Raw genomic sequence first — 19,714 nt, 5'->3', positions numbered from 1 at the left:
ACCTTGCGTACAGCTATTTCGCTAATTGAAAACTTTGCAATATGACCCCGTCGTCCATTGCTGGTAAGAAGAAGGCTTTATCATCAGTGACTATACTACCCGATGAACTGTACTTTCTAACTTGATCTTCATTCATTAGGTAATTGCTAACAAGAGTTCTGGAGTCTATCAAGTCATCTCTTATGCCTCTTTTATCTATCAACGAATCAAGAGCCAGAACTTCCTGCGTGGATAACTTATGGGGGGTCGCCACAAGTAACGTATGCGTACTGCCCACGTACCATAGAGTTGTGTGTGGAAACACACTTTGAAATGTCTTGATGATACTTATGTAGTCTTCTTTGGATATATCGTGGATAGGTAACCACTGCACCATAACACCATCCGGTGATAAGTGAGATCTAGCTAGCTTGTAGAACTCTTGCGTGAACATGGCCCAACTACTACTGTTTGTGGGATGAGTAGCATCTGCAGTTATTATGTCGTACTTTTTATCTGACCTGAGTAGATAATTGCGAGCATCTTCTATTGTTATATTCAGACCAGGATACGACAACACGTTTCTGTTCTCAGGTTGATAGAATCTGGCTGCTTCTACTTGTTGTGCAACTATCTCGACAGCATCTATATGCTGTATTTTGTGTCTGGATAGAGCTCCTGTTGCTATGCCGTTACCGAAGCTTAGTACTAGAGCAGATTTGGCATCTGGTTTGAGTAATGCAGGTAAGTGTCCCATAAGGTAGAAAGCTCTCATGCTATATCTATCTGTTGGCACTTCGTTTCTACCATTGACGAACGAGATCTTCAGCGGCGGATTAGGTACTATGAATACTGATACGTTGGCATCTACACCTTCCTTGTAGTACACGAGGTAAGGGTTGGTGCCTTCTCTAAATCCTAGAAAAACTCCCTGCGGTAGAAGTAAGGCTCCTATGGCTGCTGTTCCTAGCAAAGCATAAGCTTCTATTTTGGGGGGATCGCTTATTTGTAATAATGCTGCTATGCCTATGAGAATGTTTACTAGGGCTAGCATCAGAACAGATTTTTGTAGTCCCATAGTAGGTATGAGTAGGAAACCTGCTACTAGGGAACCTATCATTGAAAATACAGTATTAGCTCCATACAACTTACCGGCAGGATTACCTATCTTATACACATTGCTATTGGTATAGATCCTGGCTGCTAAAGGAAAAGTAGCACCAATGAGAACTGTGGGTACAAATATAGTAAGTGCAGCCGCTATGACTTCGATGGTTATCTCCTGTAAAGCACTGGAAGGTAAACCTATTCTAAGTAGGATAGTTGGTAATCTGTGGAATACATAGAGAGATAAAACTGCTGATACCCCTATGCCAAGCTGGATAATTGCAAAAGCAGATATTGGTGACTTGGCAGAATCTACTAGCCTTGAAGCTAGAAAACTACCTATCGATAGTCCCAGAATAAATATTGAGAGAAGGACGGTGAATGAATATACCGAGTTGAGTGTGAAGTTGGATAGTATCCTAAACCATACTACTTCGTAGCCAAGGGATACGAAGCCAGATAATGCAAATCCCCAAAAAGCTATATTGACCAATCTCTTTGGATATAGATCTATATTTTGCGGATTAGCTTGAAGTGTTCTTAGGTCCTTGTTCTGTTTCACTATCCTAGAGGAAATAGCGAAAGCTAACGCAGCTAGCATAAGATCTATAATTCCCGAAATTAAAATAGTATCTCTAGTGCCTAAGAGCCTTATAAGTACTAGTCCAGATAATAGAGCTCCTAGTACTGATCCTATAGCGTTGACTGAATAGAGACTTCCAAGATCTTTGCCGCGTTGGTTGTATATCGTATAAGCCTGACTAACCGCTGGGAAGGTCATTCCTATAAGTGTAGTCGGCCAAAGAAGGACCATACATGCTAGCCCAAATCTAAGAAGATTGAATAAGTAGAAATCGGGATTGTACTCATTGTATAGGCTGGTGTATATAGAAGGCATGAACTTGAAAACAACAGGTGTAAGGAAAGCGCAACAAGCTATTAGTAATTGCAAGCACGCATAGAATTTGATTGCGTCGACCCTCTTTATGATCTTGCTTCCTAACCAACCTCCTAACGCTAGACCTCCCATAAATGCACTTACCACTGCCGCTGCTGAATAGGCACTAACTCCAAGGGTCAAGCTGAGTTGCCGAAACCAGCTCACCTCATAAATTAGCGAGGTGACTCCCGACATAAAAAACATTATCAATATGATCCCACGGACCTTTATTCTCATACTACCCCTTTCTAAATTACGCCTTAAAGGGAGTGAGGAGGGATAAGCTCCAATTATCCCTCCTCACTACATGATTTGTCAGAGTATAGCTAACACTACTGACCTTCTTCAGCCTTGATGCGTTTGAGGGCGCTATTGAACTGAGGCTCTATCTTCTTCAGGACATCTTCGGCCTTGGCATTTGGATTGTTCCAGAAAGTTGCCAGACCATTGTCCCAGATCTGGTTTAGCTCATCGAACTTCACCAGCAGGTGGTTAGAAGACTCTCTACCATGAGAGAACGCACCCTCAAACACTTCCTTCATATCCTCAGGCTTCATGCACTTGGAGAACTGCTTATAGTACTCCTGCATGAGCTTGGTTTGCGTTGGGGGAGTGCCAGTAGCTTCCATATACTTACGAGCCTGATCTTCACTTACTAGGAACTTAATGAAGGTCCAGGCGAGATCCTGTTCCTCTGGGGAGAGGTTAGCTGTTATGACCCACGGATCCGTGAAGAGCACGGCTCTTCTCTTGGCATCGGGAGTACCCATTGGAAGAGGCGCTGCACCCCAGCAGAAGCCGTTCGGGTCATCTATCAACGGATGATATGACCAGTGCCCCCAACCACCAGTCATGAACATGGCTACTCGTCCAGACTCAAACACTCCACCTAACTGTGTAAGAGCAGACACAGCAGCGTTGTTAGGAGCAACCTTATCTTTGTATACCAGGTCGTGCATTGCCTGGAAGGCCTTTATGGTTCTATCGTTGACAACCTGTACACCATCGGAGAAACCAGTCTGTTGAGCTTCGTCTGGGATAATCCAATAGCCCCATAGGGCTCCTATAGCATCAACAGGTGGCCACAAACCATTAGCTGCACCGAACTGTGCCTTGTTCAGGTTGTTGGTGTTCTTGGTAAGCTTTTTAGCGGTAGCAATGAACTTATCCCAAGTCCAACTCGTATCATCCCAACTAGTAGGTGGATATGGTACTCCGGCTTTATCAAAGAGCTCCTTGTTGTAGTAGACGAAAGATCCTGTAGTCAGGAAAGGTAGCGCCCAGGTCTTCCCATCTATCTGATAGATCTTGAGTACGTTCGGATCAAACACACTAAGATCAAAATTATCCCTTTGAATTAAAGGGGTGAGATCAGCGATTAGACCACGGATGCGGTCGCTTGCAAACCCATCACCACCCCAGTTAGGCGACCAAACGTGTAGAGGTTCGCCGGCTGCAATCATTGCCTGGCGCTTAACGGCTATATCATCCTGGTTTATGCTAAGAATCTTCAGACATATCTCAGGATGAGCTTTCTGGAACTCAGGGCGAACTATATTGGCCTCCCACTGGTTCTCTACCGGACCATTACGGACCATCCACACTAGTTGCTTTTGATCAGGCTTGCATTGTATATCTGGAACGCCTGTGGCCTGTCTTGCGATGGCAGGTGGTGTAGCAACTATGGTTGGAACTGGGGTATTACTAGCCCCCATCTCGCCTGTACTAGCTGCTGGTTGCGATGCAGTAGGGGTGTTAGATCCAGCTCCTCCGCCACATGCAGCAATGATCAACGCTACTATCATTAGATACACAAACAAAACTGGAAATTTGTACTTGGTATACCAGTTAGTGAGTTTTGGCATTAACACTACCCCTCCTTCGAATAATTAGAAGGCTTATGGTTTATACAGCGTAGTTGTCACTTTCTTTTGATATGCATAGCAGAAGGCAACCCGATCGATCACCCCCTTCTCAAGTCTCTAGCGAAGTGTTAGCCCTTCACTCCGCTGATGACTATGCCCTGTATAAAGTACCTTTGAGCCACAAAGAAGACTATTACTGGAGGTAACACAGTTACAAGAGAGGCGGCCATTAATAGATGCCAAGCTGTTCCTCCAAAAGGTGCTCGGAACTGTTGCAAACCTAAAGATACGGGATACTTTGCGTTGTCATTTATATAAAGCAATGGTCCCATGAAGTCGTTGTAGTGATACATGAAGCTTAGGATGGCTACAGCTCCAAGCGCAGGTTTAGAGAGAGGCAATATGATTCTAGCCCATATATTTAGGTAGTTTGCTCCATCCATAATGGCAGCTTCTTCATAATCCTTAGGCAACCCCCTATAAAATTGTCTCAACATAAATATTAGATAGGAGCTACCAAAGAATTTGGGCACAATTAGGGGGGCGTAACTATTTATCCAGTCAAGTCCAAGAAAGTGCATGCGGTCAAGTTTTACGAACATAACATATTGCGGGATCAGAGTTACCTGCCAGGGCAACATCATAGTAGCTAGTACCAGCAGGAAGAGTATATCCTTTCCCGGAGCCCTGAGGCGTGCGAACCCATAGGCTATGAAAGCACAGGAGAGTGTTTCTCCAATCATAGCCATTAAGGCGTAGAACATAGTGTTCTTGAAGTATGTAGGGAATGGGTTCTCAGTAGAGAAGAGAGCATCCCTAAAGTTTATCCACTGAGGATCCGCTGGTATCCATGTAGGTGGAAACCTGGCTACTTCCGCTCTGGTCTTTAGAGCGGTTGATAGCATCCATGCAACGGGAAACAGGATTATGATAACCCCGATTATGCATAGAATAGTAGCCCCTATAGTGATGGCTCTATCTTGAAATTTCTTGTTCTGCCAGAAATTTACCTGTGGCCTGGCAACTGTTGGTCTAGTAGTTATCTCTGCCATTAGCTTCTCACCCCTCCGACGGACTTAGAACCTTCCACCTTCAGAAGTCTCGTAGTAGACAAATCGCCTAGAAGCCCATAGGAACAAAATGGTTAGTGCAAGTATTACCAGGAAAAGTAGCCATGCTTGTGCAGCTGCAGTCCCCATCCTGTATCTACGGAAGGCATTAAGGAAGAGATACAATACATAGAACATTGACCAATAGTCCGGTGCTCCCGTACCTCCATTGACTACCCAGGCCTGTGTAAACACCTGGAAGGACCCTATAATCCCAGTAATGAAGGTAAACAAAATCACTGGGGATATCATGGGAATAGTTATGTGCCAGAAACGCTTGATTCTACCCGCGCCATCTATAATGGCAGCTTCATAGAGCTGCGTGGGAACTCCTTGAAGCGCTGATAGGTAGATAAGCATGGGACCGCCGAAACCCCATAGCGATATTAGCGTGAAGGAAGGGATAACCCATTTAGGATCCCCTAGCCAATCTGGTCCATTCCAGCCGAGTGGGATCAAACCATTGGTGCCAAACAGTGATCTTATGACATAATTTACGATTCCGAAATCAGGGTTAAGTAGCCAAACAAACAATAATGTGGCTGCTACGGCAGGCAGAATTGCAGGCAAATAGAATAAAGTCCTAAATACGCCTAATGCTGGCACTTTTTGGTTTAGTAGTACTGCCAGCATTAGAGAGAAGAATATTCCTAGCGGCACACTCAAGAAGGTGTAATAAGCTGATACCTTGAGTGACTTCCAAAAAATGGGATCTTGTAGTAATAGCTGATAATTAGCTAGACCAATAAATTTAGGCGGAGAAGCAATATTGTACCTGGTGAGGCTCAAGTAAAAGGACGCTAATATGGGACCCAGAGTAAACACTAAGTAACCAAAGACCCATGGAGATATAAAGAACCAAAACCAGAGAGCTTCGCGACGGGCAAGTTTGCCCTTTGGCAATATACCTAGCATAGCCATACTACCCTAACCCTCAGCAGTTTCTATTTCCAGCTATGGGTCTAATTTTAGACTCATAGGATGGAGCAAAATATAAGCCTACTTTTTTCTCTTGTCAAGACCTTATTAGGTGAGTTTCTACCCCTGAGGAGAGAAAATTATTACCTGCCCTTTAGAGGTTCTTACGTATAATTTGCCGTCCGATAACACAGGGGAAGCGTTCGATAAATTTGGATAGGAAAGGCTCCACAAAACTTTGCCCGTGCTTTTCTCCAAACACCTTATGTGGGTTTGCGCAGATACTCCACTTACAACAAAGATATTAGTTTTGGTTATCACAGGCATAGAGACAAAGTTGCCATCTTTATAAGCCCAAAGTTCCCTTCCCGTTTTCAAATCGAAAGCTCTCAGAGTCCAAGATGATTTCGCAAAAGCTAGTTTGCCATCTGTTCCAACTGGTATCAGTGTTTCACCTGCAATTGCCTTGGTCCACACTTGCTTGCCACTCTGTAGATCAGCTACAACTATAGATTTGTCACTGGTTGCTAGGATATATCCTTCAGCGATCACTGGGGAAAAGAATACTGAAAACTTGATAGGTGTCTTCCAGATCAACTTGCCATTGTTTTTGTCTATTGCATATAAGTATTGGGCATCTGATATTACAACTTTGTTTTTGTCTACTGCAGCAGATGAGGATACATAATCTGCCATATCGTATTCCCATAAGATTGTGCCGGTGCCCGCATCTAGTGCGTAGAGTTCTTTCCCGGCTCCTATGAAGACCTCGTCATCCACTATTACTGGAGACGTGATGTGTCCTCCCCAGTAGTCATTACTTGCGCTGCTTATTCTACGAGGTTGAAATGCCCATCTAATTCTCCCAGTTTGTACATCTAAGGCTAATACTTGGCCTTGATTTGCACTCTCGGATCTAATTATCACTAATCCTTTGTATAGCGCTGGTGATAGATATTCTCCTGCTAAGGGCAATGCCCATAGCTCTCTGGCTTTCCTTTCGTCTATAGCTCTTAGTGATTTGTTAGAGTCGATGAATAAAGTGTTGTTTGCTATAGCTGGTGGAGATCCTGTGCCAACATCATCTCTCAAGGATATTACTTTGATCTGTCTAAGTGGCGGAGATAATTCATAGTTCACACTTCTTGTTCTAGCCGGGTTGAATCCTTCCATGGGCCAGGATTTACTAGAAGTTATTTTGCTTTTCTCGTCTGTTAGAGCATGAGGTAAGGTAAAGCTCAAACCAGTTCTTAGGATTGCATATAGTAAGGCAACCACAGCTATAATGCCGAACAAAATCAGCTTAGTTTGTGAGTATGCAGATCTAACGAATTTGCTTATCATTTTTCAGTGACATTCCTTTATAGGGCGTGTTTAGATTCTCTTGCTCTGTAAGATAAAAAGGTCACCAGTAAAGAAGTCATCGCTAGTGAAACACAAAAACCGATCAAAACTGCTAATACCAATGCCAAGCTGGTGCTACCATCAACTGCTACGAACCTGATGAGTCCACCTTCTCCCGATATCAAAGATGCCTTTACCAAGAAATCGCCAGGAGCATTGCCTTGTAAGGGCAGCTTTACACTACTATAGCTATTTGGACTTTCGGATAATTTCATCGTGTTATTTTGGATTATCGAGTTTTGATTCTTAGTCAAAACATCGAAGTTAACATTTCCTCTCCCTGCAACATTGGAGGCTACTACAAATTCAGGATCTTGCTTGAAACTAAATAAAACTTCTCCTCTTGGTGAGTCCTTTGTGATCCATAGTTCTGAGGTGATTAGTTTGGAAGAGTGATAAGAGTAAGCTTTCAAAAGGGCTACAGTTGCTATAGCAGCAAGCAAGACAAATGCTATACCAATCTTTGAACTACTATTGCCTCTTGAGTAAGTTGAGGTGTCGAATGATGTTGCTGTATTAGTCTCCCCAGTAGGTCTGTGTGTGCCGAAAACTCTGCACCAGAAGTCTTGCCACCATATCCAGGATATCCATATCAGATAGGAAAATGCCAAAGATGTAAGTATAGCCATAAACAGCCAAGTAGTATTTGATACTAGTAGGCTACGCAGGTCGTAGAATAAGCCAGGATTGTTGGCTAGTCTCTCTACTGCCTTTTCCTGCCAGATAAAAGCACCAGTAGTTGTGGAAAAGGATAAAATTGCTACTAATACTACCAAACCCAGATTTTCGGCCCATAATAACCTCAATCTATTACCTGTCTCGTCTATGAAGGCGAGTATGATGCCTAATATTCCCATTACAAAGAAACCATTTCTGGCGCTCCAGAGGTAAGATGGAAATGACAGTAGGGTTTGCTTAAGCGACTGGAGGAGTAAGCTCCAGAATGAGTGTCCGCTCCTTATCTGGAAAGAGACATCTCTGAGCGTCTCCCAAAAGCCACCAGTAAATACTAATAGCGCAAAGATGAGTAGCAGGAATAATACGATACTTATTCCTGCCAAAAAGCCAGCAATAAATCTCCTTGGATCTACTCCCTGATATGAGGTTACTCTTATACCGCTCATTAGCTTCTGGCTCCAACTGACGGTGTAGAAGGTTATCAGATTTTACTTGTAGATCCATACAAAGTTAAGAGCACATCTAAAGCTAGATGTGCTCTTGGGTCTAACCTCAGAGGGTTAAGATTAGAATCTTCTATATGTGTAGCTAAGGAGCGACTTCCTAGGATTTAGTTTCGCCTTCGGGGCCGAGTATCAGATCAGTTATGTAGGCAGCCAACCAGGTTGCAACGATCCCCAATACTAGACCCAAAAGGCCTTTCAATAGCCTTCTTCTCACATCTTCTTCCATGGGAAAACCTCCATTTCTTTGCTCAAGGTTAGATCTCTGCCTTTTACTAATTGCTATTCGTCCCCATTATACCCTCGACGTTGTTCTGCCAAGAACATGTACAACAGTGTCTCTTGTGACTATTCCTTCTATTCGGTCATCGTCAATCACTAAGAAGAGATTATGCCCTGTTCTCTCGAACAAGTTCATAGCGTCAAACAAAGATAAATCGGCAGGTAATCTGCCTACAGAAGCTAAGTTTATCATGATAGATCTTACTGGTGTGATATGCCAGAAGGGTTGCGGCAATCGGAGTATTTCGTAAGGTGTGAGTAAACCTACAGGTTCACCATGGAAGTCCACTATAAAAAACTGTCTTCCAGAAGACCTTATATAGTCCGTAAAGAGATCGCTTACTAAAGTATCTTCTTCAACATGGACAAGCGGTATGTACACGTCCGCTAGCTTGATGTTGGACAATTTGTGATAAGTTAGTGATTGTCTATAGCTTTGTCTGGCCAGAATTATAATGAAAGCTCCTAAAAGGACCATCCATAGATATCCCAGATATCTATCCAGAATGGCAAATAGAACCCCAGCAGCTATAAGCAGGTAACCAAACAATTGGCCTCCTAGCGCTGAGATCCTCGTAGCACGGATATAGTTGCCGCTTATACCCCATACGATTGACCTAAGTATCCTTCCTCCATCTAAGGGAAAACCAGGGAACAGATTGAATAAGGCTACCCCTATATTGAGTAATGCTAGTAGGCTTAGAAAGGATCCTATTGCAGGCATACTTGATGTAATGATGTCTGACAATCCCCAAAAAGTCAGAAATAGCGCAAAGCTTACTATCGGCCCAGCTATGGCTATCCAAAACTCCTCTCTTGCTCTTCTAACCTCGCTCCCAAGCTGGGCTATACCACCAAACATGTGAAGCGTAATGGATCTGACAGGAATACCAAAACTTTTTGACACCAAGCTGTGACCCAGTTCGTGGGCAGTAAGAGACAGGAAGAACAGCAAAGTGCCTACTATAGCTGCCAACCAGTAAAATAGATTACTCGATCCTGGTATGAACTCCGGTAACCTGTCGCTTGCCAGCGAGTAGACGATTAAGGCAAACACCAGAAACCAGGTAGGGTTTACGTAAATAGGTATGCCAAATATCTTACATAGTCTAAATCCGCTTAGAGGATTCATGCTCATACAAGTATAGCCCAGCGGAAAGGAAAAGCTTACATGCATGAAGCTGACTTGTTAACCAACCTAGTACTAGCTTTATCCGTAGCTGCAATTGGTGGATTGGTTTCTACAGCGCTCAAGCAGAGTCCAATAATAGGCTACTTACTGGCGGGCATAATAATTGGCCCTTTTACCCCTGGTCCAGTAAGCAATGTGGAGATCATCAGTCAGCTGGCTGATATAGGTGTGATATTTCTTATGTTTGCTGTTGGGGTGCACATATCTATCAAGGAGATCCTAAGCTACGGCAAGTTAGTGCTTATTGGTGCTCCTTTACAGGTATTGGCTGTAATTCTCATAGCCATGGCTATCGGGCGCCTGATAAGGATGGATACAGGCACATCACTTGTCTTAGGGTTTGTGGTAGCTATCTCTTCCAGCGTAGTTATAAGCAAAGTGCTTGAGGATAGTGGTGAAGGCTCTACAGATCATGGAGGTATAGCTCTAGCCTGGGGAGCTATACAGGATATTGTGACTATTATCATGGTTGCAGTTATGCCGCTCTTTTCCTCTGTAGGTACAGACAACAACTCGGTACTTCTTTCAATGGTCAAAACTTTTGGCTTCCTCGTAATTGCCTTTGGTGGGGGGTTCTTTGTTCTGCCTTGGTTCATGAATAGGCTAGCGCTCTTGCGTAATCGAGAAGTATTATTGCTGGCGACCGCAGCTGTAGCATTGATAGCAGCTGTGGGGGCTTCGATGTTTGGACTCTCAGTAGCTCTGGGAGCCTTTGTCGCTGGGCTGATAGTTAGTGAGTCTGAGATCTCTCACCAAATACTGGGAGATATCGTCCCGATAAGGGATGTTTTTTCAGCGCTCTTCTTTGTTTCCATAGGTATGCTGCTTGATCCGAGGATGATCATCTCTGACTGGCACCTGGTAGTCCTGGGGTTAGTGTTGATCTTGATTGTTAAGTCGTTGATATCTACAGGTATCATGCTCGCCATGGGTTATGCTATAAAGACCTCTGTACTGGTGGGTTTGCTGTTGGCACAGTGTGCAGAGTTCTCATTCCTGCTAGCGTCTATAGGTCGTGATCTGGAACTTCTTTCTGAAAACTCCTTTAGGTTGATGTTAGCCACTACCACCATCAGCGTTATAATTAATCCTTTTATTTATAGGCTCAGAGCGCCAATTGTAAGTTTTGTTAACAATCTGATATCTGCCAATAACATTCCACAACCCACTCAGTATGCAACACCTGACATTGACCTCCCAGATAGGCGTCACGCTGTGCTATGTGGTTATGGCAGGGTTGGAGCAGTAGTTGGAGCTGCATTAAGGAGAAGGGGATTCCCCTTCGTTGTTATAGAGGAAGATCCCAGGATTATCAAAGAGCTTCGTAGAAGGGGTATCCCGGCAATAATTGGTAACGCAGCCAACATGAGTGTGCTAAGTGCTGCCAATGTGGAGTCAGCACGTATACTGATAATAGCTATATCTGATGCAGTCGCTACCCGTATAGCAGTTGAAAACGCTAAGGCTCTCAATCCGAACATAGATATCGTGGCTCGTGCCCAAAGTGCTAAGGAAAGAGACTACCTTAGACATAGAAGAGTATCCCATGTAGTGCTCGGCGAGATGGAGCTTGCGCTTGAGATTACAAGATTTACTTTGCATAGATTTGGGGTAAGTGGAGGCGAAGTGCAAGCTATCTTGCAAGGGCTGAGGGAAAGATCCGAGGCCGAACTCGGATCAGGTAGCCTATACGACCTGTGATCTCATGAATGTCTGCTCTCTTCGCTGATCTCTCTTACGACTCTCGCTGGGTTACCAGCCACTATTACACCTGCGGGGACGTCCTTAGTAACCACGGCCCTAAACCCTACTACCGAGTCATCCCCTATATGCACGCCAGGAAGTACCGCGCACTGGCCGGCAAGCCATACGTTTTTGCCTATTTTTATAGGAGATTTTCTTACCGGTGCATCTCGGTTCGTACTTCTGTCCTTATGAACGGAGTGAAAATCTGTGTCGAATACTACAGCTGAACCAAGAATGCAAAGATCTCCTATCTCTATCTGTCGACTAGCTATTAGGGTGGGACCGTTTAATCTGACGTTGTTGCCTATTATGATCTTTGCCTCCTTATCGGCGGTGATGAGCATAGTGGGCTCCTGATGAGCCCAGGCATTTACCCAGTCGCCTATCACCACCTTTCCAGGTCCTGATATCCTCAAACGCTGATTACATATAAAACCCCGTCCTATCCTAAGCCTACCGCGCATCGTTAATCTGTATCTCAGGAGGATGATTTCGGTAAATATCCGCAGCAGCGGGTAGAATCGGGGTTTGTTTATCCTGGGATGGAATATAGAAATTGGTCTTGATTTATCGCCCAACTACAGCTCGCTTCATCCTGTCGAAAGCTTTCTCTAGAAGGTTGTAATCAGTCGCGAAGGAGATCCTTACATGACCCTCTCCTGTAGGCCCAAAGGCGATGCCTGGTGTAAGAGCTACGCCTGCCTTCTCGAGCATAGCATCCGCGAATTTTATACTGTCACCATCCACTTTGGGGAATGCATAGAATGCTCCCTCCGGAGCTTTGCATTCGATCCCAGGTATAGCATTAAGAGCCTCTACAACTAGAGCTCTGTTCTTTTCGTATTCTTTTACCATGTATTCTACTACGTCCTGAGGACCCTCGAGTGCACAGGCAGCTGCTTCCTGTGTAAATGTAGCTGCGGCGGTAACGGAGTGCTGGTGTACCTTGAGTACTTGAGATGCTATCTGCCTGGGAGCCGCAAGATACCCCAATCGCCATCCCGTCATTGCATAGCTCTTGGAAACCCCATTGATAGTAACTGTGCGCTCTCGCATTCCGGGTAGCGTTGCTATACTTATGTGTTCGTGCCCATCAAATAGGATTTTTTCATAGAGCTCATCAGAGATCACCAACAGATCTCTTTCTATGGCAAATTCTGCCACAGCTTCGATCTCTTCCTTAGTAGCCACTCTACCAGTAGGATTGTTGGGCGTGTTGAATATAAGCACTTTTGCTCTTGGGGCCTCCACAGAGCGGAGTATCTCTGGGGTTATCCTGTAGTCTTCCGGCTCCAGGGGTATATATACTGGTCTGCCCCCTGCTAAATACACAGATGGCTCATAGCTTACCCACGCAGGTGATAGCAGTAGTACTTCATCACCATCATTTACCGTAGCCACAAGCGTGGCATAGATAGCGTGCTTGCCACCAGGTGTCACTATTATCTCTTCCAGGGAGTATTCCAGGCCGTTCTCGGATGCGAACTTCTTCTGTATTGCCCTTAGCAAGTTAGGGGTACCTCTACTTGGAGAATAGTGAGTTTCACCTCGGTTTATGGCTTCAAACGCGGCCTGTACTATATGCTGTGGAGTGGGGAAGTGGGGATCGCCGCCAGAAAGGTCTATTATATCCTTGCCATCTGCTTTGAGCTGCTTTGCCTTATCTGCAATGCTTATGGTGGCGGAGGGCTTTACTTGTTGAAGCCTTTCAGCTATGAAACTGCGCATGGGAAGCTCCTGTAAAGATCATGTAATATCTTTTTCAAAGTGTATCACTTTGGTACAAGCGGTTTGCAACCCCAAGTAGGAGGGTAAGAAATGACTATTGATAGGCTAAGAGAAGTTGCGGCCTCTCATCGAGATAGAATTGCTGACTTTTGCTCGCGTCTTATTCAAACTCCTAGCTTGCCCGGTCAGGAGATGCAAGCTGCAGAGCTAATAATGAGCGAGATGAAGGCTCTGAGATACGATGACGTGTGGCAAGATGAGGTCGGTAATGTGATCGGTTTGATAAAGGGTGATAGATCTGGGAAATCGGTGATGCTGAACACACACATGGACCATGTCGATATCGGCGACAGGTCTAGTTGGGATTATGATCCCTACTCTGGAGAGATACGTGATGGTTACGTGTGTGGTAGAGGTGCTGTGGACATAAAAGGTCCTACGTCATCGCAGGTATATGCTCCTTTCCTTGCTAGGGAGGCGGGATTGCCAATCTATGGAGACGTATATGTTGTTGGTGTTGTACAGGAGGAAGTTGGTGGCCTCGGATCGATAGAATTGGGCAAATCCTTGCGTGTGGATTGTGCTATCGTAGGTGAGCCTAGCAGCAACACTCTTAGAAGGGGAAACAGAGGCCGCATAGAAATAATAGCTATCTTTAGAGGCAGGTCCTGTCACGCTAGCATGCCGGATAAAGGTATCAACCCTCATTATTCTATGGCTAACTTTGTCGCTGCTCTTAGGCATTTAGACAGGGTCGAAGATCCTTTCCTGGGTAGTGAGACTTTTACCCCAACACTTGTCTATGCAGATCAGACTTCATCTAATGTTGTCCCGTCCGAACTAAGACTGCATATAGATTGGCGCACTGTACCCCAGCGATCGCCTGATGAGATCAAAGAGATGCTTGCTTCCTTGTTAGAAAAATCGTTAGTAGATGGAGCTTGGGGTGAGATTAAAGTAAAGGATATTACCCTTACTACTTATACTGGGGCAACTCGTAATGTGCCTGCACACTTTCCTCCCTTCCTGATAGATGAGGAGCATCCTCTCGTAAGAATAGCTCAGGAGGCTCTAAGTGAGTCCTTTTCTAGGAAGGTTGAGGTCAAGCGTTGGGATTTTGCAACCGATGCGGGACATTTAGTGGCTGCAGGTATACCAAGTATTGGTTTTGGCCCTGGTGATGAGACCTTGGCTCATACTAACCAGGAAAGGATCTCGATTGAGGAGATGGTTGAAGCATCTATGGCATATGCCTTTTTGTGTCACAGGCTGACTAATCCTGCTGCCTGGGCATCGTAATTGCTGTTACGACAGGCGGAAGATTAATTTTGCCTTTAAGGCTATTAGGAGGTCCACACATGGCTATGCACACTACCTCTTCTCACAGCATATATGCTGAAGAAAATGCTGCTAAGAGAGAAAAGATAATCCAGCTCTTAACCAAGGCTTATTGGATGGAAATTGAGTCTGTGATGAATTACATAACCAACTCCGTCAACCCGGACGGTGTGAGGGCAAGAGAGATCACTGAAGCTCTATCTCAAGATATACAGGAAGAGCTCGGGCATGCACAGATGTTTGCTTCTAGAATAAAGGAGTTGTACGGTGTGGTGCCTGGCTCCATGGACTTCAAGCCTGAGCAGAGTTATCTACAGCCTCCAGAGAACCAGACAGATATCGTCCATGTCATTAAAGGGGTAATAGAGGCGGAGAAGGGAGCTATAGAATTCTACACGCAGATACTACATGAGACTGAAGAAGTAGATCTGGTGACTCAAGATATGGTCATAGATATACTCCATGATGAGCAGGGACATCTTAGGCTATTTGAGGGCTTTCTTCGAGAGTATGAGGCAGAAGGAAAGGCCTAACGCTTGGGCTAAAGGCTAGCATTCTTTTGAATTTTGTACTGGGCAGGGTTGGATTTCCGACCCTGCTATTATTTTTACTATGGTGCTCCTCATAACGGACGTACTAATACTCGGAGTACTATGTTGAAGCGCGAGCGCTCTAAGCCTTCCAAGTTAAAGCCCGCTCCCATTCAGAATGTCTTCTATGAGGTGGAATTTGTCCCGGGACTGGAACCTTTCGTACTCGAGGAGCTACACGAAAAGTTGGTAAATCTAGAGGAGATCTATCCCTATGTAAAAAGCGGCAATTTCCAGTTCAATTTCTATGGTGACCCCAGACAACTATTGAAGCTGCGTTCCGTTGGTAGCGCCTTCGTAGTAAAGCTGTTTGAAGTGCCAAGGCCTCTCGCGCTATTAGGGCACCAAAACTTCAGCCAGCTGCTTACCCTGATAGAGAGTGTCCTGAGTTTACATCCTGAGGGGAGTTTCAAAACTTTCAGGATAAGCGCTGCAGGTAGCGATTCTCCTGTCTTCAGGAGGATATATAAGGAGCTAGAGTTATCGACAGGGTTAATACCTTCCCAGGATGGGGATTTATTCCTCAGAGTGCGTAAACCTATAGTCCGTGGGGACGGCTTTGAGGTATCCATTAGGCTAACTCCCAGGCCTCTCTCTGTACGTCCCTGGAGGGTATGCGATTTCCCTGGTGCCATCAATAGCACTGTTGCTTATGTAATGGCCAGGCTATCTGAGCCTTCTGCCGGGGATGTAATAGTCAACCTAGGTTGCGGTTCGGGGACTATCCTTATAGAAAGGTTGGAGATGCTACCTGCTAAGGCGGTAGTAGGAGTGGATATCGATCCCGAAGCTCTTGCATGTGCTCGCAGAAATGTCTATGCAGCTGGCTTGACCGGCAAAGTAGACCTGCTACGTGGTGACATGCGGAGTACGGGGCTCAATAGCGGCTTTGCAGATGTTATTTATGCGGATCTACCCTTTGGTCATATTCTAGGCTCACATGCCGATAACATTCATCTATATCCTGATACTTTGAAGGAGTCGGCTAGAATAGCACGGGAAGGTGCTAGGGGAATATTTATCACAAGCGAGATTCGCCTTATGAGAAAGGTTATTGATCTATGCAAACATTTATGGAGGCAGGAGGGAGAGGTAAGGCTTGAGATGGATAAACTAAGGCTTATGATATTCGTTTTGTCTCGCCTGTAATGCAGGTTGGATGCTAATTTGACACTTTGGTTAGCCCAACCTAAGATTTATCTAAGACGATAATTGAAGTTCTGTTTGCTCAGAAACACTCAGGAGAGTTGATAGTGCCTATTGATCCCTTTCTATTTCGGCGGGTAATGGGGCAGTTTGTCACTGGGGTTACATTGGTTACCACGCTGCTTGAGGATGGTAAGCCCTGGGCTATGACAGCTAACTCTTTTACATCCATATCATTAGAACCTCCCATTGTGATGGTAGCGATAACACGTGGCTTGACCACTAATAATGCTGTCAGGAGCTCGCGAGTTTTTGGGGTCAATATTCTTAGGGCAGATCAAATATGGATAGCAAGGAGATTTGCAAGTTCAAACAGACCTCCTGACCAGTTTGCTGATATCGACATGAAGATTGCCACCACTGGTGCTCCCATCCTTGAAGAGTGCTTAGCCTGGCTAGACTGTCGTGTTACAGATTTTGTGGAGCAGGGAGATCACACGGTCTTCTTTGGTGAGGTACAGGAACTATCGCTGGGATCTGTAGGCGATCCCTTGCTTTATTACAATAGCGCCTATGCTCGCCTTATTCCTGAAATGGCGAACTTTGATGAATTTATACCTCGCCCAAGCAACAAAGAGTAAGGTTTGTCAACACTTACTCTTCATCAGCTCTTACTACTCTGTAGGTTAAGGTTTCATGCCCAAGTCCTGGCGTTATTACTCGAAGCCTGGTCATCTGTATGATAAAGGACCTTTTCTCGTGGGCAGGAGGTTGTTTTCCATTTATTATTAATCTTCTTACAGTATTGCTGACTAAAGCTCCTCCTATCGCTCCGCCTGCTATTAGTGCTGCCGGGACACCTACTCTACTTGATATCAGTCGGGTAAGCAGTCCACGTGAGCTGGTCCTAAGGGCGGACTTGAGTGGGACCAAAGCCTTACTCTGGTTACTAATGCTTGGTACTATCTCTTTCATGGGTAACCTCCTCTGCAGGATTATCCAAAAGTACCTCTACAATGTGTCTCAATTCGTGACTGTGATAAGCCTTTTGAATCTTATCCTGTCTAAATTGTAATAGTGACATACATCTTACATCTTTGCCGGTTGATCTATTGGATATGCGGTACACTACACATATCTTTGAATCCTCCCCGACTATATCTTCAAAATCCAGGTGCAATCCTAGCCCTCGTAGGCTACTGACGGTCTTGTAAGTATCCTCTATGTTCAGGGTTCTGCCGTTGGATAGTTCGACCCCTTGATAATCCTGAGGTAACATTCTTTCTAGGGTTGCGATATCAGCATCAACTAATGCCTTGAAGAACCTGATAGCCTGTTGCTTGTATTCGGATACAAGCCATTTAGGAGTTCTTATCTGGGACTGTTGTGGCAGTCTCTCGTGAGTCGTTGGTATAAGAATAAAGCCTTCGTGGACATCGCCTATGACTTCGACTCTGCCGTCTTCCTTCCAAGCTAAATAGCCAACGTAGGCAGCCAGCACCGCATCCAAGATATCTGCTATATGCTTTAGTTGTCGAGGAGTTAGCGTTTCAAGTCGCGCTGGGTCTTCAATAGGAGAACGGATCCACCTGATTGGTGGATCAAGCGCTTCCTGTATCAGCCGGTTGAGGTGTAGTATTCCGTGAGCTAGGACTGATCTCTTGGCCTTGGAGCCCTTATAACTAGGTACCTTGCCAAACAATCTGCTAATAGTGGCTCGCGGATAAACCTCTACTATTGCCTTTGTGGGCTCGCCGGGACTTATACTATCTTGAATCCTGAAGCCATGAATCTCTAGCTTGTGCGTGAGGATCTCTCCTCTTATGCCTCCCAGATTTTTCTCAAGGAGACTTCTATTTGATGGGTAGACTGGTATCTTCATGCTCTGAAGCGCAATCTCGCATCTTCTTGATCCCTCAAGGTTGGGCACAACTATGGGAGCATCTATAGCTACGATTGCGCCCTCTTGATCGATGTTGCTGAGCACAAAATCCAATATTGATTCGTCGGTACTTAGGTTGGCCTGCGATAGAATATTGCCGGACTCATCTATAACTGCTGCACCTGTTTCTGGTCTGTCAGCATTTATCAGGCTCCACGCTAAGTCTATGCCAATAAACCTCATACTGTTATCCTTATTCTCAAATAGAGATTAGTGAATGGGTTTGGATTTATTATTGTAAATGCTGCTAAATTACACTCCATGATAGTTGTTTTATACAAACGATATCCGATGAACTAGGATGAGCGAATCATGTCTAAAGTACTAATTACTGGGGCGGCTGGCACTTTAGGACAGGCATTGATACCTGTAATAGCAGGTGCTGGATATCATCTGGAACTCGTTGATATACAACCGATTGAGTCTGAATATGAATTTCACCAAATAGATATCTTGGATGCGGATGCTCTGTCCCCTGTTATGGAAGGTGTGGATTTTGTAGTCCACGCTGCTGGCTTGCATGGTATACATCTTTCTACTCGTAGCCCAAGAGAATTCTATTCTATAAACTTGACAGGCACGTTTAATGTCTGGGAAGCATCAGCCCAGGCTGGAATCAAAGGGTTTGTATTCTGTAGTTCCGTATCTGTTTACGGGGAAAGCAGACGTCCTCCAAGGGAGGATGCTGTAGTTGCATTAAGTGAGAACATGCCTCTTCTCCCAAGTGACATCTATGGATTAACTAAGTTTCTTGGAGAGGAGATGTCTAGATATTATGTGCGTCGCTATGGGGTGCCAGCTGTCGCGCTTAGGTTAGGTATGTTTACTCCAGAACCTTTCTTCAGACACGGTATTCGCTTACTCTATGGTGGTGTTGATCCTCGAGATGTTGCTCAGGCTGTGCTCAAGTCCATCCAGGCTATGGAAGCAGGTAAGATAAGATGGGAAGTGCTAAATATAGCCTCAGAAGTGCCTTTTACCAAAGAAGATGGTCCTCAGCTTAGGAAGAATCCTTTGCCTGTGCTTGATAAATACTACAAAGATGCTGTCAACTTGTTGAAAGAGAGAGGAGTTGAGAGGCTATATCCAATTCACGAATTCATCCCAATAAGTAAGGCTGAGGAGAAATTGGGTTTCAGGCCAGAGTATAACTTCTCTTGGTGGCTGCAAGAGTTGGAGCAGCATCCAGACTACAGGACACCTAAGAATCCGCCCTGGCCTTAGTATCTTAATTAGGAGAGTGTTGT

General features: G+C 44.9%; 18 protein-coding genes. 6 read left to right on the top strand and 12 right to left on the bottom strand.

Translation table 11 applies throughout. The annotated features are described in order from the left end of the window. Positions 1–13: 13 nt before the first annotated feature. The 8 genes from TTER_RS01320 to TTER_RS14475 form a co-directional block, all read right to left on the bottom strand. On the bottom strand, positions 14–2,263 hold the full coding sequence (locus TTER_RS01320; protein ID WP_012874223.1) for a spermidine synthase: 2,250 nt from the start codon (positions 2,261–2,263) through the stop codon (positions 14–16). A 95-nt stretch (positions 2,264–2,358) separates the two neighbouring features. After that, complete coding sequence (locus TTER_RS01315; RefSeq protein ID WP_012874222.1) at positions 2,359–3,891, bottom strand: extracellular solute-binding protein; 1,533 nt, start codon at positions 3,889–3,891, stop codon at positions 2,359–2,361. Between the two features lie 128 nt (positions 3,892–4,019). Continuing rightward, complete coding sequence (locus tag TTER_RS01310; protein WP_012874221.1) at positions 4,020–4,943, bottom strand: carbohydrate ABC transporter permease; 924 nt, start codon at positions 4,941–4,943, stop codon at positions 4,020–4,022. Positions 4,944–4,967: 24 nt separating this feature from the next. Continuing rightward, positions 4,968–5,921 (bottom strand): carbohydrate ABC transporter permease, encoded by a 954-nt coding sequence (locus TTER_RS01305; RefSeq protein ID WP_012874220.1) that lies wholly within the window; start codon positions 5,919–5,921, stop codon positions 4,968–4,970. 117 nt (positions 5,922–6,038) lie between these two features. Continuing rightward, positions 6,039–7,262, bottom strand: a complete 1,224-nt coding sequence (locus TTER_RS01300) for an outer membrane protein assembly factor BamB family protein (protein ID WP_012874219.1) — start codon at positions 7,260–7,262, stop codon at positions 6,039–6,041. Between the two features lie 17 nt (positions 7,263–7,279). Continuing rightward, a complete protein-coding gene (locus TTER_RS01295) occupies positions 7,280–8,446 on the bottom strand; it encodes a hypothetical protein (protein ID WP_012874218.1) in 1,167 nt (388 codons plus the stop codon). Between the two features lie 157 nt (positions 8,447–8,603). Further along, entirely contained in the window at positions 8,604–8,732 is a 129-nt protein-coding gene (locus TTER_RS16180; RefSeq protein ID WP_012874217.1) for a hypothetical protein, read from the bottom strand. A gap of 66 nt (positions 8,733–8,798) precedes the next feature. Next, positions 8,799–9,917: a site-2 protease family protein gene (locus tag TTER_RS14475; protein WP_169302599.1), complete on the bottom strand. Its 1,119-nt coding sequence runs from the start codon at positions 9,915–9,917 to the stop codon at positions 8,799–8,801. A 39-nt stretch (positions 9,918–9,956) separates the two neighbouring features. Here TTER_RS14475 and TTER_RS01285 point away from each other — a divergent pair, with 39 nt between their 5' ends. Then, positions 9,957–11,678: a cation:proton antiporter gene (locus TTER_RS01285; protein WP_012874215.1), complete on the top strand. Its 1,722-nt coding sequence runs from the start codon at positions 9,957–9,959 to the stop codon at positions 11,676–11,678. Between the two features lie 2 nt (positions 11,679–11,680). Here TTER_RS01285 and TTER_RS01280 read toward each other — a convergent pair whose 3' ends face one another. After that, on the bottom strand, positions 11,681–12,301 hold the full coding sequence (locus TTER_RS01280) for an acyltransferase (RefSeq protein WP_012874214.1): 621 nt from the start codon (positions 12,299–12,301) through the stop codon (positions 11,681–11,683). After that, entirely contained in the window at positions 12,291–13,451 is a 1,161-nt protein-coding gene (locus tag TTER_RS01275; RefSeq protein WP_012874213.1) for a pyridoxal phosphate-dependent aminotransferase, read from the bottom strand. Before TTER_RS01275 ends, TTER_RS01280 begins: the two co-directional genes overlap by 11 nt. Before the next feature lie 90 nt (positions 13,452–13,541). On the opposite strand from TTER_RS01275, the gene TTER_RS01270 reads away from it, so the two are divergent. From TTER_RS01270 to TTER_RS01255, 4 genes are all read left to right on the top strand, one after another. Continuing rightward, complete coding sequence (locus tag TTER_RS01270; RefSeq protein WP_012874212.1) at positions 13,542–14,750, top strand: M20 family metallopeptidase; 1,209 nt, start codon at positions 13,542–13,544, stop codon at positions 14,748–14,750. A gap of 59 nt (positions 14,751–14,809) precedes the next feature. Beyond that, entirely contained in the window at positions 14,810–15,322 is a 513-nt protein-coding gene (locus TTER_RS01265; RefSeq protein WP_012874211.1) for a ferritin-like domain-containing protein, read from the top strand. A 120-nt stretch (positions 15,323–15,442) separates the two neighbouring features. Beyond that, a complete protein-coding gene (locus TTER_RS01260) occupies positions 15,443–16,528 on the top strand; it encodes a methyltransferase domain-containing protein (protein ID WP_083768742.1) in 1,086 nt (361 codons plus the stop codon). A 104-nt stretch (positions 16,529–16,632) separates the two neighbouring features. Next, on the top strand, positions 16,633–17,166 hold the full coding sequence (locus tag TTER_RS01255) for a flavin reductase family protein (protein WP_012874209.1): 534 nt from the start codon (positions 16,633–16,635) through the stop codon (positions 17,164–17,166). A 13-nt stretch (positions 17,167–17,179) separates the two neighbouring features. Here the strand turns inward: TTER_RS01255 and TTER_RS01250 are convergent, their stop codons facing one another. After that, on the bottom strand, positions 17,180–17,500 hold the full coding sequence (locus TTER_RS01250) for a hypothetical protein (protein WP_012874208.1): 321 nt from the start codon (positions 17,498–17,500) through the stop codon (positions 17,180–17,182). After that, positions 17,475–18,650, bottom strand: a complete 1,176-nt coding sequence (locus tag TTER_RS14470) for a DUF429 domain-containing protein (protein WP_012874207.1) — start codon at positions 18,648–18,650, stop codon at positions 17,475–17,477. Before TTER_RS14470 ends, TTER_RS01250 begins: the two co-directional genes overlap by 26 nt. Positions 18,651–18,779: 129 nt before the next feature. Here TTER_RS14470 and TTER_RS01240 point away from each other — a divergent pair, with 129 nt between their 5' ends. Next, positions 18,780–19,691 (top strand): NAD-dependent epimerase/dehydratase family protein, encoded by a 912-nt coding sequence (locus tag TTER_RS01240; RefSeq protein WP_012874206.1) that lies wholly within the window; start codon positions 18,780–18,782, stop codon positions 19,689–19,691. The last annotated feature ends 23 nt before the right edge of the window (positions 19,692–19,714 follow it).

It is taken from the genome of Thermobaculum terrenum ATCC BAA-798 (genome assembly GCF_000025005.1).
Lineage (GTDB): Bacteria > Chloroflexota > Chloroflexia > Thermobaculales > Thermobaculaceae > Thermobaculum > Thermobaculum terrenum.
This window is presented reverse-complemented; position numbering and strand designations above follow the sequence as displayed.